General features: G+C 68.2%; 21 protein-coding genes and 1 pseudogene. 14 read left to right on the forward strand and 8 right to left on the reverse strand.

The annotated features are described in order from the left end of the window. Positions 1-69: 69 nt before the first annotated feature. The 3 genes from FHR38_RS28240 to FHR38_RS28250 all read left to right on the forward strand — a co-directional run bounded on the left by FHR38_RS28240 (position 70) and on the right by FHR38_RS28250 (position 2,435). On the forward strand, positions 70-909 hold the full coding sequence (locus tag FHR38_RS28240) for an aldo/keto reductase (RefSeq protein ID WP_184540341.1): 840 nt from the start codon (positions 70-72) through the stop codon (positions 907-909). Positions 910-999: 90 nt separating this feature from the next. Beyond that, positions 1,000-1,407 (forward strand): VOC family protein, encoded by a 408-nt coding sequence (locus tag FHR38_RS28245; protein WP_184537904.1) that lies wholly within the window; start codon positions 1,000-1,002, stop codon positions 1,405-1,407. Positions 1,408-1,706: 299 nt separating this feature from the next. Further along, a complete protein-coding gene (locus FHR38_RS28250; protein WP_184537906.1) occupies positions 1,707-2,435 on the forward strand; it encodes a peptidase inhibitor family I36 protein in 729 nt (242 codons plus the stop codon). 164 nt (positions 2,436-2,599) lie between these two features. On the opposite strand, the gene FHR38_RS28255 is transcribed toward FHR38_RS28250, so the two are convergent. Further along, complete coding sequence (locus FHR38_RS28255) at positions 2,600-3,124, reverse strand: GNAT family N-acetyltransferase (RefSeq protein WP_184537908.1); 525 nt, start codon at positions 3,122-3,124, stop codon at positions 2,600-2,602. Between the two features lie 175 nt (positions 3,125-3,299). Here FHR38_RS28255 and FHR38_RS28260 point away from each other — a divergent pair, with 175 nt between their 5' ends. After that, positions 3,300-4,034 (forward strand): hypothetical protein, encoded by a 735-nt coding sequence (locus tag FHR38_RS28260; protein WP_312882456.1) that lies wholly within the window; start codon positions 3,300-3,302, stop codon positions 4,032-4,034. Positions 4,035-4,047: 13 nt separating this feature from the next. Here FHR38_RS28260 and FHR38_RS28265 read toward each other — a convergent pair whose 3' ends face one another. The 5 genes from FHR38_RS28265 to FHR38_RS28285 form a co-directional block, all read right to left on the reverse strand. Next, entirely contained in the window at positions 4,048-4,605 is a 558-nt protein-coding gene (locus FHR38_RS28265; protein WP_184537911.1) for a GNAT family N-acetyltransferase, read from the reverse strand. 20 nt (positions 4,606-4,625) lie between these two features. Next, positions 4,626-5,273 (reverse strand): cation efflux transmembrane domain-containing protein, encoded by a 648-nt coding sequence (locus FHR38_RS28270; protein WP_184537913.1) that lies wholly within the window; start codon positions 5,271-5,273, stop codon positions 4,626-4,628. Next, positions 5,273-5,605, reverse strand: a complete 333-nt coding sequence (locus tag FHR38_RS28275) for an ArsR/SmtB family transcription factor (protein WP_184540345.1) — start codon at positions 5,603-5,605, stop codon at positions 5,273-5,275. Before FHR38_RS28275 ends, FHR38_RS28270 begins: the two co-directional genes overlap by 1 nt. A gap of 172 nt (positions 5,606-5,777) precedes the next feature. Beyond that, positions 5,778-6,668, reverse strand: a complete 891-nt coding sequence (locus FHR38_RS28280; protein ID WP_184537915.1) for a putative protein N(5)-glutamine methyltransferase — start codon at positions 6,666-6,668, stop codon at positions 5,778-5,780. Between the two features lie 164 nt (positions 6,669-6,832). Then, positions 6,833-7,978, reverse strand: a complete 1,146-nt coding sequence (locus tag FHR38_RS28285; RefSeq protein WP_184537917.1) for a glycoside hydrolase family 25 domain-containing protein — start codon at positions 7,976-7,978, stop codon at positions 6,833-6,835. Positions 7,979-8,282: 304 nt separating this feature from the next. Here FHR38_RS28285 and FHR38_RS28290 point away from each other — a divergent pair, with 304 nt between their 5' ends. From FHR38_RS28290 to FHR38_RS28305, 4 genes are all read left to right on the forward strand, one after another. Then, entirely contained in the window at positions 8,283-9,179 is an 897-nt protein-coding gene (locus FHR38_RS28290; RefSeq protein ID WP_184537919.1) for an ABC transporter ATP-binding protein, read from the forward strand. Continuing rightward, complete coding sequence (locus tag FHR38_RS28295; RefSeq protein ID WP_221449223.1) at positions 9,176-10,813, forward strand: ABC transporter permease; 1,638 nt, start codon at positions 9,176-9,178, stop codon at positions 10,811-10,813. The genes FHR38_RS28290 and FHR38_RS28295 overlap by 4 nt, the downstream gene beginning before the upstream one ends. Before the next feature lie 436 nt (positions 10,814-11,249). After that, on the forward strand, positions 11,250-13,607 hold the full coding sequence (locus FHR38_RS28300; RefSeq protein ID WP_184537921.1) for an APC family permease: 2,358 nt from the start codon (positions 11,250-11,252) through the stop codon (positions 13,605-13,607). Positions 13,608-13,868: 261 nt separating this feature from the next. Further along, positions 13,869-15,146: a L,D-transpeptidase gene (locus FHR38_RS28305; protein WP_376771442.1), complete on the forward strand. Its 1,278-nt coding sequence runs from the start codon at positions 13,869-13,871 to the stop codon at positions 15,144-15,146. Between the two features lie 44 nt (positions 15,147-15,190). Here the strand turns inward: FHR38_RS28305 and FHR38_RS33660 are convergent. Next, positions 15,191-15,892, reverse strand: a pseudogene (locus FHR38_RS33660) (zf-HC2 domain-containing protein); the annotation flags it as partial. Positions 15,893-15,977: 85 nt separating this feature from the next. Here FHR38_RS33660 and FHR38_RS28315 point away from each other — a divergent pair. Both FHR38_RS28315 and FHR38_RS32620 read left to right on the forward strand, forming a co-directional pair. Further along, entirely contained in the window at positions 15,978-16,607 is a 630-nt protein-coding gene (locus FHR38_RS28315; RefSeq protein ID WP_184537923.1) for a sigma-70 family RNA polymerase sigma factor, read from the forward strand. An 11-nt stretch (positions 16,608-16,618) separates the two neighbouring features. Beyond that, positions 16,619-17,965, forward strand: coding sequence for a sensor histidine kinase (locus FHR38_RS32620; protein ID WP_246446775.1), 1,347 nt, complete (start codon positions 16,619-16,621; stop codon positions 17,963-17,965). Here FHR38_RS32620 and FHR38_RS28325 read toward each other — a convergent pair. Next, on the reverse strand, positions 17,962-19,182 hold the full coding sequence (locus FHR38_RS28325; RefSeq protein WP_221449224.1) for an RNA-guided endonuclease InsQ/TnpB family protein: 1,221 nt from the start codon (positions 19,180-19,182) through the stop codon (positions 17,962-17,964). The two genes, FHR38_RS32620 and FHR38_RS28325, sit on opposite strands and share 4 nt — an antisense overlap. A 38-nt stretch (positions 19,183-19,220) precedes the next feature. On the opposite strand from FHR38_RS28325, the gene tnpA reads away from it, so the two are divergent. The 4 genes from tnpA (at position 19,221) to FHR38_RS28345 (ending at position 23,826) form a co-directional block, all read left to right on the forward strand. Further along, entirely contained in the window at positions 19,221-19,616 is a 396-nt protein-coding gene (gene tnpA / locus FHR38_RS28330; RefSeq protein ID WP_184537927.1) for an IS200/IS605 family transposase, read from the forward strand. A 108-nt stretch (positions 19,617-19,724) separates the two neighbouring features. Continuing rightward, complete coding sequence (locus tag FHR38_RS28335; protein ID WP_184537929.1) at positions 19,725-20,390, forward strand: response regulator; 666 nt, start codon at positions 19,725-19,727, stop codon at positions 20,388-20,390. Positions 20,391-20,547: 157 nt separating this feature from the next. Next, positions 20,548-21,330, forward strand: a complete 783-nt coding sequence (locus FHR38_RS28340) for an ABC transporter ATP-binding protein (protein ID WP_184537931.1) — start codon at positions 20,548-20,550, stop codon at positions 21,328-21,330. Between the two features lie 3 nt (positions 21,331-21,333). Next, the gene (locus tag FHR38_RS28345) at positions 21,334-23,826 is read left to right on the forward strand and encodes an ABC transporter permease (RefSeq protein ID WP_184537933.1); all 2,493 of its coding nucleotides are present in this window, start codon (positions 21,334-21,336) and stop codon (positions 23,824-23,826) included. Positions 23,827-23,840: the final 14 nt, after the last annotated feature.

Here is a 23,840-nt window from a genome sequence, read left to right on the forward strand (position 1 = left end):
CGCCAGCCCGGCGGCCAGGACAGGTCACGCTGTTAGCGTTGCCCCGTGAGCGAGGGGGCGCGGCCACACATGACGACGAATACGTTCCGTATCGGTGGAGATCTGGAGGTACGACGGCTCGGGTTCGGGGCCATGCACCTGCCGACCGATCCGGGCCCGGCACGTGAGAACTCCCTCGCCGTCACCCGGCGGGCAGTTGAGCTGGGGATTACGTTGATCGACACCGCCCACCTGTACGGCGGAGGAGCCAACGAGGAACTACTCGCCGAAGCCCTGTATCCGTACCCGGAGGGGTTGCTCGTCACCACCAAGGTCGGGGTCGCCCGGTCGGGGCCGGATGGTGAGTGGCGGCTCGACGGGCGGCCGGAGGTCCTGCGCGCCCAGGTCGAGCAGGCCCTGCGTCGACTACACGTCGAGCGGATCGAACTGCTCCAACTGCACCGGATCGATCCGGAGACCCCGCTTGCCGACCAGCTCGGTACGCTGCGCGACCTGCAGACCGAAGGCAAGATCGGCCGGGTCGGACTGTCCGAGGTCACCGTCGCCGAACTCGACCAGGCACGGGAAATCGTCGACGTGGCGAGCGTGCAGAACCGCTACAACGTGTTCGACCGCGAGCACGAGCCGGTGCTCGCGGCCTGCGAGGCGGCGGGGATCGCCTTCCTGCCGTGGCGGCCCGTCGCGGCGGGCACGTCGGGGACCAGGGCCGAGATCGCGGCTGTGGCGACCGAGCTTGGTGCCACGGCCACCCAGGTTGCGCTCGCCTGGCTACTGTGGCGCTCGCCGGTGGTGCTCCCGATCCCAGGCACCGCCCGGATCGAGCATCTGGAGGAGAACGTCGCTGCGGCCGACCTCCACCTGACCCCGACCCACCGCGAACGCCTCGATCGGTTGGCAGAGCTGGCATAGCTGCCACCCTGTCCGTTCCATACCGGTCTCGTCGGTGCTGCCAGATACCTTGGGTGCCCCGTAAGAGAGCGGACAGCGAATGGAGTGCGAATGTCCTCACCTGCCGGCACACTCGTCATCAGCCTGCCGATCGCCGATCGGCGGCAGGCGATGGTCTTCTATCGGGACGCCTTCGGCTTCGAACCGATCGGCAGGTTGGCCGAGGACGGTGTGCCCGAGCCGTTGCAGTACCGGCTCAACGACCGGACGCTGCTGATGCTCATTCCCACCGGAGGATTCGGTTGGGTCCTCGGCGACCGTGAGGTCGCGCCAGCCGGCGTCAGCGAGTGCATCCTGAGTACGACCGTAGCCACCGACCGTGAGGTCACCGAGGTGATCGAACGCGTCAGGCGTTGCGGTGGCGTTGTGGTCACCGAACCCTCGCCCCAGCCGTGGGGTTACTCTGGCGTCTGTGCCGACCTGGACGGTCACGTCTGGCAGGTCATCGCCGAATCGTAGACGTCTTCCTGACAGCGGGTCGACGTCTTCCTGACGGCGGGCAGGGCCGGCCGTATCGGTCCGTCGGGTTGCGTGGTGCGGATAAATCGCGTGTTGCCACAGATCGACCCATCGCCCTGGCGTGAGTGGTCCGAGCGGGATTCGCCTTGTGGCACATCGGTGACGCCGACGACTTTCCTCGCGAAGATGTGAGACCAATTCGGAGTGTGATTCATTCATTTCCCTCCGTTGATACGAGTCGGTGGCATGTGGAAAGTTCGATGCACCACAAGCTGTTTCCAACTCGTAAAGGAGTTGCGATGGGTGCCCCTCAACTTATTCATGGGCAGGGAACGGATGCCTGTCCGTCCGGTAGTTTCTGCCTCTATCGTGACGTGGATTTCAACAATGGTAGCGAGAGTGGGAACGACAAGATCCTCGTCATTCCCGAGGGTGCGTACATCAACAATTTCTCCGACTACGGATTCGACCACAGTGACGATGGTGTCAGCGGTGTCTTCAACAACACGGAGAAGGACAACACCCTGTTCACCCAGCCGAGCCAGGGCGGGCACACCCTTCCGGTGGCGAAGCGACAGGCAATCGCGGACCTGACGAAGATGCCCCTGTCCGAGAGTCCCACCGGCACGTGGAACGACCAGGCGCAGTCGGCGCTGGCCGCCCCGTACATCGGTAACCTGGGTATCGACCAGCAATTCCTCTCGCACTGGCAGGACTGGGAGAGCCAGAAGTGGATCTACTCCTTCCGGCTCACCCTGCACGCGGCCCAGACCCCGGTGCGTAAATGGTCTGTCGGGTTCGGCGACCTGCCTGTGGGGACCGTTCTCTACAAGCAGTTCAGCAGCGTTTTCTGGGGCAAGATAATCGAGGATGGAAGCAACGGTACCGTGCTGCTCGAATCGCCTGACGGTGAGACTCACATCGTCGAACCGGGCAAGGTCCTGGAAATAGACATCCAGATTCTCTACCCCGGGGAGAACACGGCATACCAGCAGCTCAACAGCTTGAACGCCCAGCAGCTCGGCTGACTCTTCTCCCTCCGGACCGAAGCGGAGAAGAGCGGAAACGACGGTCGGCAGGGTTCCCGGTAGGACGGGCTATCACGACCCGGCTCCGGGAGCCTTGCCGCCTCGTACCCCTGATCGCCCGGGGCCTGTCTGCCGACGCGGGCCACCTACGATCTTCGCCCCCATCATCCGGGATGGTCGGTCACCAGTTGGTACATGACGTGGTCCTGCCACTCGCCGGCGATGTGGAGGTACTTCGGGGCGAGGCCGAAGCGGGTGAAACCGGTGCGCTCCAGTACCCGCTGGGATGCGACGTTGTGGGGGAGAGCGCCAGCTTCGATCCGATGCAGGCCCAGTTCCTCGAAGGCCACCCGGACGATGTCACGGACTGCCGCCGTGGCCACCCCCCGGCCGTTGACGGCGGCACTCACCCAGTAGCCCAGGTGGCACGACTGGAACGCACCTCGCACGATACTGCTGAGGGTGATACGGCCCACGACCTGCTCGGCGTCGAGAATGACCCAGGGCAGGCTCACTCCCTGCTCATGCTGATCCAGCGCGGTACGCACGACTTCCCGTTGTCCCTCGACAGTGCAGTAGTCGTCGGCCCGAACCGGCTCCCACGGAGCGAGGAAATCGCGGTTGACCTGGAGCAGTTCGGCGAGGATCGGAGCGTCTTCGAGTTGGACGAGACGGGTGCTGACACTCATCCGTTCATGATCGCATTCGATCGCCCCAGCGCACGGCCGGCCACAGTCCAAATACGTTGCCCGGTGGTGGCGGCATCGGCCACGGTTTCGAGTATGGCCAGCCCCCTCGATGCCGATGCCCACGACGACTTCCCGCAGAACCGGATCAACGAGCGAGTAGGGCGGTAGGACGCTCGTGGCGATCACTGTCGAACCGTTGCACGCCCGGCCCCGGCCGCGGGAACAGATGACCCGGCTGCTGACCGACGGCTGGCCGGAGTTCATCTTCCATGACCAGGCGACAGGGCGGTATCTCGGCCAGGTCCGGGAACTCTTCGGTGACCTCGAACTCGTTCTGCTCGATGACGGCGAGGTGGTCGCGGCGGGCTGGGCGGTGCCGTTGCGGTGGAACGGCCAGGTCGAGGACCTGCCCGCCGGTTACACCGACTGCCTGGTTCGTGCGCTTGCCGCGTACGACGCTGGTGACTTTCCCGACACCCTGGCGGTCCTTGCTGCCCAGGTCCGGTTCGAGCGCAGAGGGGACGGCCTGGCCGGCATGCTTCTGACCGCCTTTCGACAGTTGGCCGAAGAGGCCGGATGGGAGTACGTCATCTGCCCGGTTCGCCCCACGCACAAGGCTCGCTATCCGCTTACGCCGATCGGGCGGTACGTCGAGTGGACCCGGCCCGACGGCGCACCGCTGGATCCGTGGATCCGCACCCACTGGCGGCTCGGTGCCCGGGTGCTGGCGACGGCTCCCCGGTCGCAGGTGATCACCGGAACCGTCGCCGAATGGCAGACCTGGACCGGCCTTGCATTTCCTGACTCCGGCGACTACGTCATCCCCGATGGTCTGAGTACGCTGCACATCGACCGGGAGGCGGATCAGGGCGTCTACGTCGAACCAAACGTGTGGCTTCAGCACCGTTGAGGCGACTGCCAAGTCAGCGGGGCTTGTCCGACCAGTTCTTGACGAAGATCCAATCGAGTCCATCTTCGCCCGGGGTGTCTAGGTGTTCGGCACGGTCCAAACCCGCTCGCACCGCGACTCGCGCCGAGGCGATGTTGTCGGACCGGACCCGAGCGATGATCGGTGCGTCGGGAAGCTGCGTCGTGGCCCAGTCGACGACCATCGTCGCCGCCTCGGTGGCCACGCCGTCGCCCCAGGCCGGTGGGTCCAGGCGGTAGAAGAGGTTGAGTACGTCGTGGTTGTCGAGCCGCATCCGGTTGAGGCCGCAGAAGCCCAGAATCGGCTCGGGCTGCTGGTCGTCACCTGCGCGGACGACCCAGTAGCCGAAGCCGTAGCGTTGCCAGTGATCGTTCCATCGGCGGTAGAGGTCCTCCGCATCGCCAAGGGCGACCAGCATGTCGGAGGGGTTGTAGGCGCAGGCCGTCGGGTCGCGGTGTATGCGGTGGATGGCGGTGATGTCGGTCGGCGTCGGCCGGCGCAGTGAGAAGCGTGCCGTAACCAGTTGCTCGCTTTCGAAGCGATGCTCGCCCATCGGGCCCTCTCTCGTCGCGGTTACCTGTCGGATGGTGCGACGCAGCAGGCGTCACCGCGCCACGCTTCCCGACCCTCCTTGACCGCCACGCCGGCGATCACCAGGGCGGCGATCGGGTCGGCCCATGACCAACCGAACATGCTGTTGAGCGCCAACCCGACCAGGAGCACGGCCGAGAGGTACGTGCACAGCAGGGTCTGCTTCGAGTCGGCCACGGCCGAGCATGAGCCCAGCTCTTGTCCCGCCCCACGTTGGGCATGGGACAGGACCGGCATGATCACCAGGGACAGCGCGGCGATCATCAACCCCACTGTGGAGTGGGCCGCATCGGTCCCGCCGAGTAGGGCGCGCACCGATTCCGCCGTGACGTAGGCGGCCAGCACGAAGAAGGACACCGCGATGATCCGTAGGGCGACCTTCTCCCGGGCCCGGGGATCGCGACCGGCGAACTGCCAGGCGACTGCGGCGGCCGAAGACACCTCGATCACCGAGTCCAACCCGAATCCGATGAGTGCGGTGGAGGAGGCGATCGTCCCGGCGGTGATCGCCACCACCGCTTCGATGACGTTGTAGGTGATGGTGGCGGCCACCAACAGTCGTATCCGGCGGGTCAGTGCCGCGCGCCGCGCCAGCGACGGACCGGGGGAGACGGTCAGCGGACCGCTCATCAGCAGCAGTCCGCACGCTCTGCGTCCGGACACGCGGCCGGATCTACTGCCAGGACCAGACCGAGTAGGTCGCTCAACGCGTGGCCGATCCGGGCGTCGGCGAGTTCGTAACGGGTGCGGCGGCCCTCGGCTGCGGCGACGACCAGGCCGCAGCCCCTTAGGCAGGCCAGGTGGTTCGACAGGTTCTGGCGGGTCGTGCCCAGCAGGTCGGCCAGCTCGGCCGGATAGCCCGGACCGTCCCGGAGGGCCAGCAACAGCCGGGCCCGGGTCGGGTCGGACAGGGCATGCCCAAATCGAGCCAGCGTCGGTCCGTGCGTCGTCACCCGGCTGATAGTACAGCAGTTGATGAACTATAGGTCTGCTCATTCCGTCGGGCGAGACAGTCCGACCGCCGATTCCGGTACCGAACGGAGTGCCCCTCCAGCACCGAGGCGAGCTGTCGGTCGCTGAGCAGCGCGCGTCGGTGGGAGTGCCTGCCGTACCGACTGAGACGAGTGGTGCGACTCATTGGGAACTCCCGGCGGGGGACCAGCCCCGGACAGACGAGCGTGATCCCGCGGTCACCCGACGGACGAGCTGCGGCTTGGTTCCAATGACGACGGTGGCGTCATGCTCAGCTGAACTGACCACCTGCGTGCTCAGACCGACGCCGGTGAAGATCTTTGCGGTTTGCGCTGCCTGACGAGTGCTGGTCTCGACCAGCAGATGTCCGTCGGGGGCCAGCCACAGTGGTGCGGCCGCAGCCACCCGGCGCTGCACCGCGTGCCCATCCGTGCCACCGTCCAGGGCTATCCGGGGCTCGTGGATGCGGGCCTCCGGCGGAAGGAGTTCGATCGCCTCCGTCGGTACGTATGGCGCATTGGCGACCAGAATATCCACCCGACCCCGCAACTCGGCGGGCAGCGGTGCGTAGAGGTCTCCCTCGTACACCCGACCTGCCGCGCCGATGTTACGACGGGCGCAATGTGCCGAGGCGGGGTCGATGTCGACGGCGTGCAGGTCGATCCCCAGGACGGCGGTCAGTGCGACGCCCACCGCACCCGAACCACAGCACAGGTCGACGACGACAGGTCGCCGTTGGGCGTCGTGCGGGCCGGTGGTAGTCGCGATTTGGTGGGCGAGCCCGCTGGCCTGCTCGGCAAGGAACTCGGTCCGGCGACGGGGCACGAAGACGCCCGGCTCCACGGCGACACGTAGGCCGCAGAACTCGGCCCAGCCGAGGACATGTTCGAGGGGCAGCCCGGCGACTCGTCGGTCGACCAGAATGGCGAGGTCGGCTGGGGTGCGGGCCGAGGAGATGAGCAACTGCGCCTCGTCCTCGGCGAAGACACAACCGGCAGCCCGGAGCCGGGCGACGATGACGGTACGGGACAGCGGTGCGGGGAGAACCGACATGGCAACCTTTCGGAACGCGGAAGGGCGCTCCCTCGGTCACCTAGTTCGGTTCGACCGCCTGGCCGTGAGGTGAGAGCACCCGGCCTGTCACAGCGGTAATGGGTCTCACCTCCTCTGATCTTTCCATTGCCGGACGCGGCAACCCTACACGATCCATCGATCGGTCAACCGGCCTGGTTGAACAGCAGGACGCTCATCCGGGTGAGGTCACCGTAGACCAGCTTCCGGGTGGTGTCGCCGTCCACCGGTCGTACCGCCACCTGGATCAGCACGTCGGTGCTGGCGGGCAGTTCGACGTTCACGTTCGGCGTGGTGACCACGAAGACGTCGCCGGTGCTGCTCGGGTCGAATGAGACGACCTCCTGCGCCAACAGCGGCGTCTCGGGGCTGGGATGACCGGGGCTGAGGTACTCGGCGCGTACCCGGACCAGGTCGCCGGCCAACAGGCCCCGGAGGTCGATGGTGGCCTGCTGGCTGATCGTGCCCGCCCCCGGAATGGTCCAGCCGTAGTATCCGGTGCTCCATCTGATGGCGTGGAACGTGTCGGTGGTGTCCAACGACAAGTCGTGGTACGGCGTACCGAAGAAACTTGCCAGCACGGTGTCGTCTCCTTTCGGTGGGGCAGCGCCGATCATTCGCGCGAAGTCTTCCGTGGTGCCGCGGAACGCGTCCGCGTCGCAGGTGTGTTGATGGCCGATGATGGCCGAGTCGGTGTACTGCCAGACCTGTGGCATCTGAACCGGACGGCCATACCGGACCCAGCCAGGTCCGGAATTTCCTCCGGCACGCGCGTAGGCTGCCTTGAAGTTCTCCGCCACCCGGTAGGGATAATCCGCGTTCCACCGGGGATAGTCGCCGAGATCGCCGGAGCGGTACTGGCCCCGGGAGGCGTACATGACGGCTTTCTTGTTCGTCCGCGCCTCCAATTCCCGGGCGACGTCGACCCCGACGCTCGGCGGTACGTCGTCGGTGGGCCACCGTTCGAGGTCGATCTGCCAGAAGAACCCGGAGAACCCACGCCACCAGGGAGTGTGCTGGTCGGCGTAGTCGATGGCGGTGATGGCCTGGGCAGTGGTGGAGACCCCGGAGTGCACCACCGCGTACATGCCGAGAAAGGGGATGCCGGCATCCTTGGCGGCGGTCAGCATCATGCCGTAGTACTGACTGTGGAATGTGCCACCGCGTGACTGTTCCGTCCCCTTGTAGGTCATGAAGTCGATGCCGAGAGCCTTGGCGGCGCGTACTCGGTCGACGGTGAGTCCACGGTCGACGTCGTAGTCGCTGGCGTCCCAGCCGTAGAGGGTCGACACCGATGACACCTCCGATCCTGCTTCCGAGGCTCGCTCGAATTTTTCGAGCAAGGAGCGAAAGAGATTCATGGCTGCGCCGTCCGGAAAACGGATAGTCGAAATAATCCCAGATCGGTTTCCGATGGTGGCCGGCTAGCATTTCGGCGGATCTTTGCCGCGTCTTTCGGTGCCGCTGCGGGCGATGCTACCCCGGTCTGAAGCAATGTGCTGAGTGCCCTTCCACCGCAGCGCCGACAGGCGTACGGTCAGATCTGGAGCGCCGGGAAGTCTGGTCGGCACGGATGGTTAGCTGTCGACCCGGGAGATGCTCGTGACCAGACTTGCGATCCGCGCTGAAGGCTTGACCAAACGCTACGGCCGGCTACTGGCACTCGACGCCCTCGACCTGACCGTATCGGCGGGGGAGGTGTTCGGCTTCCTCGGCCCGAACGGTGCCGGCAAGTCCACCACGATCCGGCTGCTCCTTGGCCTGGCCCGACCCACCGCCGGTCGGGCCCAGATCTTCGAGCACCCGGCGGCGGACGTGGTCGCGGCGCATTCGCTGATGGCCTACGTACCCGCCGACGTGGCGCTGTGGCCCGGGCTCACCGGCGCCGAGATCCTGGAGTTGCTGGGTCGAACCGGGCCGGGCGTGGACCGCGCGTACCGTAGCGAACTGGTCCAGCGGTTCGCGCTCGACCTGAGCAGGCCGGCTCGCACCTACTCGACCGGCAACCGGCAGAAGGTGGCGTTGGTTGCCGCGTTTGCCACCCGTGCCCCGCTTTTGGTGCTCGACGAGCCGACCAGCGGGCTCGACCCGTTGATGGAACAGGAGTTCCGGCGTGCGGTCCGGCTGGCCCGTGAGCGGGGCCAGACCGTCTTTCTCAGCTCCCACCAACTCGCCGAGGTGGAGGCCATCTGTGACCGGGTGGCGATCCTACGGTCGGGTCGACTCGTCGAGGTGGCCGCCGTACCGGAGCTGCGTCGCCTGCACCGTACCGAGGTCGAGGTCTCGTTCACCGGCACCGCACCGGACCTGGCCGACGTGCCGGGTGTCGAGGCGATCCACACCACGCGTCCGGACCGGCTGCGGTTCTCCCTGACCGGACCACCAGCAGCCGCGTTACAGGCGCTGGCCGCCGCGAACGTGACCGCCCTCTCCGTTCGGGAATCGACGCTGGAGGAGATCTTCCTCGACTACTACGGCGAGGCGTCGCGGTGAGCGCCCTCGACACCCGGATCGCGCCGGCCGTGCCCGAGCGGACGTCGACCGGCGCCGGGCGGGCGCTGACCCGGCTGGCCGTACGACAGATACGCCGGGGTGCCCTGGTGGTCGCTGGTCTGGCGGCCGGCATGTCCGCGCTGGTGGTCGCCACCTACGAGAGCACCGTCGGCGACGCGTTGGACGCCGCCGCACTGGCGGCCCTGGCCGAGAACCCCGCGATCCGGACGCTCTTCGGCCCACCCATCGCTCTGGACGACCCGGGTGGGTTCACGGTCTGGCGTACCGGAACGGTACTGGCCGTCCTGACCGCTGTCTGGGCATTGATGACAGCCATCCGCGTCACTCGGGGCGAGGAGGAGGCGGGGCGATGGGACCTGCTGCTGGCGGGTCGGTTGTCGACGTCGATGGTGGTGGTACGGCATTTGCTGGTGCTCGTCGTCACCCTGCTCGCCGTCGGGCTCGCCACCAGCGCCGCGCTGCTCGCCACCGGCACCGCCCCGGACGGCGCGGTCCTGCACGGGACGGGGATCGCGCTGATAGGGGTCTTCTTCACCGCCCTCGGTGGTCTGTTGGCACAGTTGTCCGCCACCCGCGCCCTGGCCATCGGCGTGACGGCCGCCGTGCTGGGCGGCAGCCTGCTGGTCCGGATGGTCGGCGACGGGGTGGCGTCGTTGGGTTGGCTGCGCTGGTTGTCGCCGTTCGGGCTGATCGCGCTGGTGCGGCCGTACTCAGCTGACCGGGTCGTACCGTTGGTGGTCCTGGCGCTGTCCGCCATCGCGTTGCTGGTGGCCGTACCGGTGGTCGCCCGCCGCCGGGATGTCCGCGCCGGATGGCTACCGGACCGCTCCCGCCGCGCATCCCGGCTGTGGCTCCTCGGTTCGATCGACGCCTTCGCGGTACGTCGACTGCTGCGCCCGTTCCTCGGCTGGGCGGCCGGCGTCAGCGCCTACTACCTGCTGATCGGTCTCCTCGCCGTGTCCATGGTCGACTTTCTCCGCGGCAATCCCCGGTTCGCGCAGCTCGCGGCCGATGCCGGCTTCGCCGGGATCGGCTCGGTCGACGGGTACGCCGCCGCCATGTTCGGTCTGCTCGCCGTACCCGTCGGGGTCTTCGTCGCGAGCCGCATCGCGGCGACCGCCGCCGACGAGTCCGCGCGGCGACTCACCCCGCTCCACGCGCAGCCGGTCACCCGCCTGCGGTGGCTGACGGTCGAGACCGTCGCGGCGATGGTCGCTGCGCTGGCCCTCACCACCGTCGCCGGGCTCGCCACCTGGTCCGGTGCCGTCGGGGTCGACGCGCCCCTCGGTCTCGGGGCGGCCCTCGCGGGTGCCTGGAACGTGATGCCGATCGTGCTGCTCTGTCTGGGGGCGGCGGTGTGCGCGCTGGGCTGGCTGCCCCGTGCGGTACTGCTGGTCGGGTCGTTGCCGGCCGCCGGCGGGTTCCTGTGGCAGGTGCTCGCCGAGAGCACGAACGCCCCCGGGTGGCTTGCCGGGCTGTCGCCGTTCACGCACCTCGCCTCGGTACCCGAAACGTCGGTCGACTGGCGGGCCACAACGGGAATGCTGGTGGTCGCCGTCGGGCTCACGTGTCTCGGCGCGGTGGGATACCACCGGCGTGATCTGAGCGGATAAGCCAGCGACCCTGCCCCAACTGCCCCTGAACCACCCATGCGGCGGGGGACGACGGTCGCCCCTCGTCCCCCGCTGGCATTCCTCGCCGAGTGCCCGGCGGCCGAGACTCAGCTGGTGCTCGTGGATGGATGAAGGACCACCTCCGCGCTGCTGGTCTGCGGCGGACCGGCCGGTGCTGTCGGTGACCTTCACTGTCGGTTCATACCGGCCGTTGGCCTGGTAGGTGAAGGGGGTTCTCGGCGAAGTAGCCGTCACGGTACTCCAGGACGTAGAGCGTCCCGTCCGGCCCGAACTCCCGGTCCATCGGCTATCTGGCGCGTGGGGCGACCTCGCCAAGTACCCTAATCTGGGCATAGTGGACGTAGATCACGTCGGCGATGGTGCGGCCGAGGGCCGCACGCTCAGGCCAGTGCCCGGCTGAGAGGGGCAGGGTTGAATGGGTGAGCAGGCGGAGCAGCGAGGGGGCGGTACGTCCGAGCAGCCGGTCACCCAGCTCAACCCGTCCGCTGAACTGCCGCAGCTGAGCACGGCCGAGTTGGACCTGCTGCGGCAGACCGGCCAGCGGTGGACGGAGGCCCTACGGGGACGGCGGAGCATCCTGACCACCCTTCCCGTCGATCCCGGGCTCGGACGTTACCGGAGCCCGCCATCACCAACCCGCTTCGGCCGGTTCGTGCCCGTAGAACTCTTCCAGCCAGCCGAGCCGAACGAACTCGTCGCCACCCCGCCCGCCGTGACCCCGGAGTCAGTGCCCGGGCGGGTACTCACCAGACTTCGTCGAGCGGTGCTGGGGCCGCCGTTGACCAGTGCAGCCGTCGTACACGAGCGCATGCGCAAGTTGGTAGCGCTGCCGGTGCTCTCCTCGGATCTGCTCTCGTCGGTGGCGTACGGGCCGGAGGCGATGCTCACCGTCCTCGCTCTCGCCGGCAGTGCGTCCCTCGGGCTGTCGTTGCCGGTGGCGGCGGCGCTGGTCGTGCTGATGATCGTGGTGGGAGTCTCCTACCGGCAGATCATCCCCGCCTATCCGCACGGTGCCGGCTCGTACGTCGTCGCCAGCGACAACCTCGGGTCGCGGCTCGGCCTGACCGCAGCCGCGGGGTTGATGATCGACTACGTCCTCACCGTGGCGGTGTCGGTGGCGTCCGGGATTCACGCCATCACCTCCGCGCTGCCCCACTTCAGCCCATGGGCCGTGCCGATGGGCCTGGTGGCGATCGTGGTCCTGCTCGCCGGCAACCTCCGGGGCCTGCGAACGGCCGGCAACATCTTCGCCGCCCCCACCTATCTCTTCGTCGTCGCCATCGTCGTGTTGGTGGTCGTCGGGCTGGCCCAGGCGGCCGGTCGGGGCTTCGCTCCGGTTTCCCCTCCGGCGGTGCCCGCCACCCAGGAAATCGGGGTGCTGCTGATCCTGTTGGCGTTCTCGTCGGGAGCGACGTCGATGACCGGCATCGAGGCGATCTCCAACGCGGTGCCCGCCTTCCGGCCGCCGGAGGGTCGTAACGGTCGCACCACCCTGACCTGGATGATCAGTCTGCTCGTGGTCATGTTCGTCGGGCTGATTCTGTTGATCCACCTCGACGGCGTGGTGCCCCGGTCCGACCAGACAGTCCTCTCCCAGCTCGTACGTCAGACGTTTCCCACCGGTCCCTGGTACGCCCTCATCCAGGGAGCGACCGCACTGATCCTGCTGCTTGCCGCGAACACGGCGTTCAACGGCTTTCCCCGCCTGCTGTTCTTCGTCGCCCGTGACGGCTACGCCCCGCGTCGCTTCCTGCACCTGGGAGACCGACTCGCGTTCAGCAACGGCATGATCGCACTCGCCGTCGCGGCAGCGATCCTTCTCGTCGCGTTCCAGGGACACACCGAATCGCTGATCCCGCTCTTCGCGGTCGGCGTCTTCCTGGCGATCACCCTGTCGCAGACCGGGATGGTGGTGCACTGGCGACGTCGCCGGGGACCACACTGGCGTAAGCGGCTGTGGCTCAACGCTCTCGGTGCGGCGTTGTCAGGAGTGGTGCTACTTACCGCCGCGACCACCAAGTTCACCGAGGGCGCCTGGGTCGTGGTGGTGGCCGTTCCGGTGCTCATCGGGCTCGGCTGGCGGGTGCGACGCCACTACGACACCGTGAACGCACAACTAGCCCCGCATCCGGGGCGGATCGACGCCACCCATCCGGTTCACCCACCGCCGACCGGGATCCTCGAACGGCCGGCCCCGCCCGGTGCCGAATCCGGTCCCCGCCCCGAATCCGGCTCCCGCCCCGGTGCCGAATCCGGCCCCCGTCCCGGGGATGGGGCCGAAACGGGAGAAGAAGCGGAGACGGAGGAGACGCCGCAGGAGATCTGGCATTTCGTCGTGGTACCGGTCGAACGGCTCAACCTGGCGGCGCTCCGCGCCCTGGCCTATGCCGTATCTATCGGACAACCGGTGCTGGCCGTACACATCAGCCCGGACGAGGACGAGGCAGACCGGTTTCGTCGACAGTGGGACACCTGGGGTGATCATCTGCGACTTGAGGTCATCGTCTCGCCGTACCGGGCGATCGTCGCGCCACTGGCCCGCTATCTCGAAGCGCTGCACGCGTCACGCCCGGAACTCACGTTGACCGTGGTCCTGCCGGAGATCGTGGTGCGCCAGTGGTGGCACCGGTTGTTGCACAGCAACGTGCCTCGGCGGTTGCGGCAGGCACTGCGGCAACGTCCGGGAATCGTGGTCACCACCGTGCCGATCCACGTACCACAGCCCGAAGTGACAGGAATGTCGGGAGTGCAGGAGCCGGACCCGTCTCGGTAACCCGATAGGGAACACGCGGTCCGGAGACGGTTAAACCGAATTATCCGCGCCTAACCAGTGGTATCTGGTCGTCGCTCCCGCACACCTCGCGAAGCTGATTCTCGCCTGTCCTCTCTCAGCTCATCTGGCACATCAGTTCCCCTGGTTACGCGGGGCCCTCCCCATCCGCCACTGCGGACGGTCTTCGTTCGTGAATGGCGGCAGCCTCACCCTGATGCGGTCCACAATGCGACCAGGATGAGACGGAACGGAGGTGGGTCCATGAAGTCGGGGCGTCTAGGTGCGCTGATGATGCTCGTGGCTACTGCGCCACTGGTCCTGGCCGGTTGTACCAGCGAGCCCAGGAAGAAAAAGGAGGCCGCCCGACCGGCGCCACCGACGGTGGCGATCACGCCAGCCGCGAATGCCAACAACATCCCGGTAAGCGCGGAGATCGGAGCAAAGGTCACCGATGGGAAGATCACCGCAGTCTCGTTGGTTGACGCCAAAGGGACGAAGGTAGCGGGGGCCATGCGCCCCGACGGCTCCACCTGGGTGCCGAGCGCGCCGCTGAAGCACAGCCAGGTCTACAACGCCGAGGTCACCGCGACCAATCCGGGTGGAACGATCACACAGAAGTCCAGGTTCACCACAATGGCCAAACCAGCCCAACGGGTAACGACCCATCTCTACCTGGACAACGACCGGACGTACGGGGTGGCGATGCCGGTCACGGTCGCGTTCGAACCGGCGGTGCCCAAGGAGGCACGGGCGGACGTCCAACGGCGATTGTTCGTCAACACCGAGCCGACCCAGCCGGGAGCCTGGAGCTGGGTCGAAGACGGCTCGCAGATCTACTACCGGGCACCCGACTTCTGGCAACCCGGCACCCGGATCAGCGTCCGGTCTGCCCTTGACGGGCTGCCTATGGGCAAGGAGGGCCACGGCGACGCCGATCGGACCGCGACGGCGAAGATCGGTAACAACGTCAAATTGGAGATCGACAGTTCCACCAAGCAGATGTCCGTCTTCCAGGACGACAAACTGACCCGGAAGATCCCGGTCAGCCTCGGCAAACCGAGCACGCCCACGTCGAGCGGCAACATGGTGATCATGGAAAAGCATGAGGCCACGACGTTCGACACCAGAGGTGAGCCGAACGGGGGCTACGTCGTCGACGTCGAGGACGCCCAGCGGCTGACCTGGGGCGGTGAGTTCATCCACGCCGCACCGTGGTCGGTTGGTGACCAGGGGAACACCAACGTCTCCCACGGCTGCACCAACGTGTCCAACGAGAACGCCGACTGGCTGATGAGAACCACTCAGGTCGGTGACCTGGTGACCGTCAAGGGCACCGAGGTACAGCTCCAACCGGGTAACGGCTGGACCGCCTGGAACGTCGGCTGGGACGAGTACGTCAAGGGCAGCGCCCTGCCCGTACCGGCTGATCTCAAGCCGGAGTCGAAGCCGGCGCCCGCGCCGAGTGGATCAGCGGCAACCAACGGCCCGGCGGTGCCGAGTGGCCCGGCGGCACCGACGCCGTCGAACCGGGGCGGCTGACCGGGCGGCCGGAGCAGCTGGGGCGGCTGAGCAAGCCTCCGGAGTATCCGGAGCCCCAGCGGCGGCGTCGCCTCCTCCACGGGCTGTTCGTCGTCGAAACGTACTCGCCAGCCGGGTCGGTCGCCAGCCGGCCCGGCTGGCGACTCTCCCGGATCCAGGTTGCGGTGAGCCAGGAGCAGCACGATCAGGTAACCCGCCACGAGGAACCCGTGGCTGAGCAGCCGGCCCGGGTCCACCCGACCGGCGGCCAGGTCGTTGACCGACAGCAACCCGAGCACCGCCACGAACGCGGTCAACATCGGTACGATCCCGCCGGGTCGACCGCGCCGCAGCGCGACCCAGGCGAACCCGGCACCGATGGCGACGTTCCACGCTGCGGACTCGTGCCACAGGTGGTTCGGGTCGGTGTGCAGCCCGGGGTGTGGGTGACCGGTGGTGAAGCCGGTCAACTGCACGAGACCGAGGACGAACTGCGCCAAGCCGAGGACGCCCAGGGCGGATCGTAACGACAGCAGCAGACGGCCTCGGGCCGGTCCGGGAGCTGCGGCCAGCACCTCGTCACTGACCCCACGACCAACTTCGACCAGTCCGGTACGGGCCAGCCGGGTCACCAGCGCCGCGTCGTCCCACCAGCGTCGGCAGGCCGGGCAACCGGTGAGGTGTCCATCGATCGCGAGCCGGTCGGCCTCGTCGTCCTCGCCGTCCAAGCGTGCCGACAGCGACTCTCTGCACTGCTCACAACCCACCGCTCCATCCTCGGCGGCCACACCACGTCGGTCGTCACCGGGGTGCCTCGGCGAGTACGACGGTGTGGGCGGTTAGCCTTCCCGAATGCAGCCGACCGGGGTCGACGACGCGGACATCACCGGGTGGGCCCTGGCCGCCAGAGCCGGTGACCGGGCTGCGGCGGCGGCCTTCATCCGGACCACCCAGCATCAGGTCCACCGCTTCCTCGGGCACCTGGTCGACCGTCACGTCGTCGAGGAGTTGACCCAGGAGACGTACCTGCGGGCGATGCGTGCGTTGCCCCGGTTCACCGGCCGGTCATCGGCTCGTACCTGGCTGCTGGCGATCACCCGGCGAGTCGCGAACGACCATTCCCGGCCGATCCGGACGTCGGATCGCAGACGCGGCTTCCGGTCTGAGATCCTTCCGTACCGTACCGGGATCTTGACACCCGCCGAGTCGATCACCGCACCCGCCGGGCGGGGGCACGATGGTGAGGCCGACGACACAGTGCTGCTGCGCGGCCTGCTCGACACACTGGTCCGGGAACGGCGGGAGGCCTTCGTCGCCACCCAGGTGCTGGGCCTGAGCTACGCGGAGGCCGCCGAGGTGTGCGGCTGCCCGGTCAGCGCTGTCCGGTCGCGGGTGGCCGGGGCACGGGCGGACCTGGTAACCGCGCTGACAGCCCAGGGCGACCGGACGACAGCCCAGGGCGACCGGACGACAGCCTCGTAAGCTCGGGAAACATGGCACGCACCATCTTCGGCCGTCCGCTGCGGCATGTCGCGTTCGACGTCGGCGTCTCGGGTTTGGTCGCCCTGCTCGCGCTTGCCGGCATCGGGGTCCAGCCCGGCGGTTGGTGGGCCACCTTGATCGGCGTCGGCATGGCGGTGGCGCTGCTGTTCCGGCGGCGCCACCCCTCGGCGACGGCGGCGGTGGTGGCGGCGCTCGCGCTGCTCCAGGTGGCCTTCGACTGGCACCCCCTGGTGTACGACCTGGCCGTGCTGATCGCCATGTACAGCGTGGTCAAGTACGCGCCACGCCTGTGGCACGGTGTCGTCGCCGGGGCGGCCGTCGGGGTCGGGATCCTGCTCACCGTCGGGAACACCGAGGGCGTGTGGTGGGTCAGTGTGGTGTTCCTGGTGATGATGTGTGGTTCGGTGTGGCTCGCCGCGCTCAATGTCCGTACCCGCCGGCTCTACGTGCTCAGCCTGGAGGAGCGGGCCATCACCCTGGAACAGGAACGGGATGCGCGGGCCCGGGCGGCGGTGGCTGAGGAGCGCACCCGGATCGCCCGCGAGCTGCACGACATCGTCGCGCACAGCATGGCGGTGATGATCGTCCAGGCCGACGGGGCACGGTACATGATCGACCAGGATGTGGGGATGGCGCGGAACGCCGTCAAGACCGTCGCGGACACCGGGCGCGAGGCACTGACGGAGATGCGGCGACTGGTGGGGGTGCTCCGCGACCCGGCGCCGATGCCGGCCGAAGGCACCGCCGGTGCCGACGGGAGTGACGCCGGTACCGACGGGAGGGTGGCTGGCCGGGCAGCGGGGGGAGTCGCCCGATTCGGGGCGGTGGTGGGGCAGGGCGGGACGGCTGTCCGGCCCGGATCCGGCGACGACGCGACAGGCATCTCGGGCCTCGGGCCGGACCCGGGCCGGCGGCGGCTGGCCATCGGTGAGCTGGAAACCCTGCTCGATCGCTCACGCCGAGCCGGGTTGGTTGTCCGGTACGCCGTGCGGGGGACCCCGACGCCACTGCCCGCCGGGGTGGAGCTGACCCTCTACCGGGTGGTGCAGGAGGCGTTGACCAACGTGCTCAAGCATGCGGGTGCCGGGGCCGACACCGAGGTCGTACTCGACTACACCGGGCCTGACGGGCTGACCGTACGGATCATCGACGACGGGCGGGGCCGGGGCAGTGTCAGCCCGTCGCTCTCCGGTGGGCATGGTCTCATCGGTATGCGCGAGCGGGTGGCGGTGTACGGCGGCAGCCTGCAGGTCGGCGCACGACTGGCCGGCGGCTGGCAGGTCGAGGCGCGGCTGCCGTTACCGTCGCTGCGAGCGGCAACCGAGGGGACAGCTTAACGATCCCCGTGGATTAATCCGGGGGGTTTTCCCTCCCGGGCAGGCCCGGGATTCCCAGCTCGGACCGCACCTGATCCACCGCCCCGGAAGGAGGCAATCAGATGTCTCACGTCGTCGGCACTGGCACGGTGGCGTTCAGCCGTGGCGAGGATCGTCCTCGCGGCGTTGAGGTCACGGTCTGCGGTGTAGCCGCAGGCCGCGCACTCGAAAGTCCGCACACCCAGCCCGAGGCGGAGGTTGGCTCTCTCGCCGCACCCGGAGCAGGTCATCGTGGTGTAGGCGGGCGGCACCAGCACCACCTTTCGGCCCGCCCGCGTGCCACGCTCGATCAGTTCCTTCTTGCACACGCCGATCGCGGCGTCGGCCGCCTTACGGGCCATCGTGGTCCGGGCGAGGAACTTCGGTTTGAAGTCCTCGACGGCGATCAGCGCATGGTGGTCGGTGATGCTCTTGGCCCACACGCGGGCATCGTGGGTGTTCTGTCGGGCCGCCTTCTTGGCGATTCGGGCCGCTTGCCGTTTCGCCTGTTGGTAGCCCTTCGACTGCGGCTGACCCTTCGGGCGACGTCGGCGGACCATTTTGCGTTGGGCCTTGGCCAGTTCGGCCGCGCAGCGGCGGCGATGTCCGAGGTGCGGCAGGTCGAACGCCGGATCGGTGGTGGTGGCGGTGGTCTTCACGCCCCAGTCAACGCCGATGCCCGCAAGGCCCGCCTCGGGGGCCTCGGTTGTTCCGCGACGGACCACGAAGGAGGCGTACCAGTGGCCGACGTTGTCGCGGTAGACCCGCACGCTGGTCGGCTCGGACGGCAGTTCGCGGGACCAGACAACCGGGACGGTCACCTTGTTCGGCAGCCGCAGACGGCCGTCTTTGACCGAGAAACCCCGGGTGGTGTACTCCAGGCTCGGCAGGGCGTCCTTCTTGCGCTTCTTCTTCGGCCGGCCCCTGCCCTTGATCTTGAACGAGTGATCGAGAGCGGCGGCATAGGTGCGCAGCGTCTGCTGTTGAGCGACCTGCGATCCGGACCGCAGCCAGGCGTTACGGGCCCGGGTCTCGGTCAGCAGCTTCGACAGCTTGCCGAACGTCGGCTTGCGGCCGGTCTTCTGCTGGTGAACGGCCTCGTTCCACAGCCACCGGCAGCGCCCCCACTCGGCCAGCAGTGCGGCTTCCGCCGCACGGCCGGGCCGCAGACGGTAGGTGTAGCGCACCGTCTCGCTCACGCCGATCAGCATACAGCTCAAAGCTACATACTGTCCCTGTGGGCGAGACCAGGTCGAACAACAACGTCGTGTACCGCTGCACCTACCACGTCGTCTGGTGCCCGAAGTACCGGCGAAAAGTCATCACCGGAGACGTCGACATCCGACTCAAGCAGATCATCCGCGAGGTCTGCACCGAGCGTGACGCCCCGATCGTCGAACTGGAAACCATGCCCGACCATGTACACCTTCTGGTCACCGTCGATCCGCAGTACGGCATCCATCGTCTGGTCAAGCAAATCAAGGGCCGTTCCTCGCGGCTCATCCGGCAAGAGTTCCCGGAGGTCAGATCCCGGATCCCGACCCTGTGGACCAACTCGTACTTCGTCGCCACAGTCGGAGGCGCGACCCTGGAGATCGCGAAGAGGTATGTCGAGAGCCAGCGCAACGTCTGACCAGACACCCATCCGCCCTGGCGGCGGATGGGCTACCCCTGACCTGCTTCGCAGGGGTTCCGTTTCCTCCCCACGGCCAAAGCCCGGGGCTTCCACAGAAGGATATCGATGACAATTCGTGTGGTGATCGTCGATGACCAGGCGCTGGTCCGGGCCGGCTTCCGGATGGTCCTCGGCTCCCAGCCCGACATGGCGGTGGTGGGGGAGGCGATCGACGGCGCGGACGCGTTGCGGGTGCTGGCCCGGACCCCGACCGACGTCGTGGTGATGGACATCCGGATGCCGACGATGGATGGCGTGGAGGCGACCCGCCGTCTGGCTGACCTGCCGGCGGCACAGCGTCCCCGGGTGCTGGTGTTGACCACCTTCGACACCGAGGCCGACGCCTTCGCGGCGTTGCAGGCCGGGGCGAGCGGTTTCCTGCTCAAGAACGTCCCACCGGAGGAGCTGTTGGCCGCGATCCGGGTGGTGGCCAGTGGAGACTCGGTGGTGGCCCCGTTCATCACCCGCCGACTGCTCGACCGGTTCGCCGGGCAACTCGGGCCGGGGCCGGTGGCCGATCCCCGGCTGGACCAGCTCACCGACCGGGAGCGGGAGATCCTGTTGCTGGTGGCGGAAGGGCTGTCCAACGCCGAGATCGCCGGCCGGTTGTTCGTGGCGGAGGCGACCGTCAAGACCCACGTCGGCAAGATCCTTGCCAAGCTGCAGCTACGGGACCGGGTGCAGGCGGTGGTGCTGGCCTACGAGAGCGGTCTGGTCACCCCGGGCGGCTGAATCGGGCGGGGCGGTCTACGACCTACGGCGTAGGGCTTCCCACCTAGGGACACGACCTTGGAGGTAGTCAGGTCGAGCGTCCAGATGGAGATCGTCTGGGGCCGGTCGCGCATAGCGTCGAACACGTCCAACAACCGCTGCTGAGCAGGGAGTAAACGTGTCCGTCGCCGCACCACCCACCGTATCCAAGAGCGTCGCGGTGACGGCCCGGGGCCTGACCAAGAGGTACGGCTCCGGTGCCGCCGCCGTCACCGCCCTCGACGCCGTCGACGTCGACTTCGCCGCCGGTAGGTTCACGGCGATCATGGGTCCGTCCGGCTCCGGCAAGTCCACGCTGATGCACTGTCTCGCCGGACTGGATCGGGCCGACGCCGGTGCGGTCCACCTCGGCGACATCGACATCACCCGGCTGGACGACAAGCGGCTGACCCTGCTGCGGCGTGACCATGTCGGCTTCGTGTTCCAGAAGTTCAACCTGCTGCCGGCGCTGTCGGCGGCGGAGAACATCCGCCTGCCGTTGGCGATCGCCGGACGCAAGCCGGACGCCGCCTGGTTCGAGCAGGTCGTCGCGGCGGTCCGGCTCGCCGACCGGCTGACGCATCGACCCAGCGAGCTCTCCGGCGGGCAGCAGCAGCGGGTGGCGATCGCCCGGGCGCTGGTGACCCGGCCCTGGGTGGTCTTCGCCGACGAACCCACCGGCAACCTCGACTCACGCTCCGGTGCCGAGGTGCTTCGGCTGTTGCGCGAGGCCGTGGACACCCTCGGCCAGACCGTGATCATGGTGACCCACGACCCGGTCGCGGCCAGCCACGCCGACCGGGTGGTCTTCCTGGCCGATGGGCGGTTCGTGCACGACCTGGCCCAGCCGACCGCGGAGAAGGTCCTCGACGTGCTGGCCCGGCTCGACGTCTCGGCCGCCGCCCCGGCTCAGGGACGGTGAGGGATGTTCCGCCTCACCCTGCGGTCCCTGCGGGCGGACGCGCTCCGGCTGGCGCTCTCCTCGCTGGCCATCGTGCTCGGCGTGGCGTTCATCGCCGGCACCCTGATGATCACCGACAGCATGAAGAAGTCGGCCTACACCAAGGCGGGCGTGTTCGACCGTAATACCGACGCCGCCGTCTATCTGGTCGACGCCGAACCGGACGCGACAGGATTCGACCAGGTCGCGGTCGACCGGGTACGGGGCGTCGACGGGGTACGGGCCGCCGAGGGGGAGCTAACCGGGCTCGGTGGCGTGCTCGGTGCCGACGGCAAGCCCGTACTTGGCTACTCGCTGGTGGCCAGCGTGCCGGTCGATCCGGCGTTGCAGTCGTACGACGTCCCCCAGGGCCGGCTGCCGCAACGCTCCGGCGAGGCGGTGCTCGACACCGGGACGGTCGAGGAGGAGAAGTTCACCGTCGGATCGATGGTACGTATCGGTGGCGCCGGCGGCCAGGCGAGCGACTACACCCTGGTGGGTGTGGTCGATGTCGAGGGCACCAGCCGGGACTTCGGCGGGGCGTTCATCGGCCTGACCGGGCCCGACGCGATGAGGGTGACCGACAACAAGGGTTACGGCCGGATCATGGTCGCCGGTGCGGACGGGGTGTCCGACGAGGAGTTGGCCCGCCGCATCGGCTCGGTCGCCGGGGCCAAGACGACCGTAAAGACCCACCAGCAGATCATCGACGAAGGGGTGCAGGACGCCGTTCAGGACGCCAGCCAGTTCAGCATGGTGTTGCTGATGTTCGCCGTGATCTCGGTGCTGGTGGCCGCGTTCGTCATCGCCAACACCTTCACCATCGTGCTGGCCCAGCGGACCCGGCGGATCGCGTTGCTGCGGGTGGTGGGAGCGACCCGGGGGCAGGCCTTCCGCTCGGTGTTGCTGGAGTCGGGCGTGATCGGGTTCGTTGCCTCCCTCGTCGGTGTGCTGTTGGGTGCGGGTATCGCCGTTGGTCTGGGCACGCTGGTGCTGCCGGACGGACGCTCTGACGGGGTAGCGCTCTCCGTCTCGACGGTGGTGGTGTCGACCCTCCTGGGCATGGCGATCACCGTCGGTGCGGCGATCGTCCCGGCCTGGCGGGGCACTCGGGTGTCTCCGGTCGCCGCGCTCTCCGACGCCGCGGTACAGACCACCCGGAGCGCTGGCTGGCTCCGGCTGTTGATCGGTGCGATCGTCTTCGCCGCCGGCGTGGTGGCGTTGCTGCTGGCTGGGGCCACCGGCAGTGCGCTGGTGGTCGCCGCCGGCGGCGTGCTCACCTTCGCCGGCATCGTGCTCTTCGGACCGATGCTGGTCCCGGCCCTGGTCCGGGTCCTCGGTTGGCCGTTCCGGCTGCTGTTGCGCAGCACCGCCGACCTCGCGGTCGCCAACGCCGTACGCAACCCACGCCGGATCGCCGCCACCGCCACCGCATTGGTGATCGGGATCGGTCTGGTGTCGGCTTTCATGGTCGGCGCGCAGAGCACCAAGGAGGGCATCGAGCGTAGCGTCGACAACCAGATCGGTGCCGACTATCTGGTGACCGCGATCGGTGTGGACCTGCCGGCGAGCCTGGTGGCGGACCTGAGGGGCCGTCCCGAGGTGGGCCCGCTGAACGTGCCCCGCACCGTCGAGTCGGACGGGATACGGGTCATCTCCGGGCACCGGGATCTGGTGGGGCGCGGTCTCGACCGGGTGGTCGCCGGGGACGTGGGCCGGCTCGGCTCCGGCACCGTGTTGGTCTACGGGGAGTTGGCCCGGACGCGTGGCTTGGCCGTCGACTCGTCGGTGCGGATCGCCGGCCGGTCGTTCCGGGTGGTGGCCGTGGTGGAGCCCAAGGGGGGCCCGATGATGTCGGGTAGCGACCTGCCGGCCGGCCAGACGATCGTGCTGTCCGATGACGAGTTCACCGCGATGTTCCCGGATCGCCCCGGCTACGTGGCACAACTGGACGCGGCGGACGGGGTGTCCGATCAGCGGGCCCGGGATGCCATCGCGACGGTCCTCGCCGACTATCCGACGGTGACCCTGATGGATCAGGCCGGCTATAAGAAGTCGCTCACCGGAACGGTGGACATGCTGCTGATGTTCGTTACCGCCATGCTGGGGCTGGCGGTGGTGATCGCCCTGGTCGGGGTGGCGAACACGCTGACCCTGTCGGTGGTCGAGCGCACCCGGGAGAACGGTGTGCTTCGGGCGGTTGGGCTGACCCGGGGTCGGATGCGGGGCATGTTGGCCATCGAGGCGGTGCTGATGGCCCTGGTCGGGGCGCTGCTCGGGGTCGGGTTGGGCACAGGGGTCAGTGCGGGTGCGGTGAGCTTCCTCAACGAGCTCGGCGGCGACTTCACGGTGGTGCTGCCCTGGGGACAGCTCGGGTTGATCCTCGCGGTTGCCGCGGTCGCCGCGCTGGCCGCCTCGGTGCTACCGGCCCGGCGGGCGGTCCGTCGGCCCGTGGTGGAGGCGCTCGGCGTGGAGTGACCTGACCGAGGGTG

It is taken from the genome of Micromonospora polyrhachis (assembly GCF_014203835.1).
GTDB classification, from domain to species: Bacteria; Actinomycetota; Actinomycetes; order Mycobacteriales; family Micromonosporaceae; genus Micromonospora_H; species Micromonospora_H polyrhachis.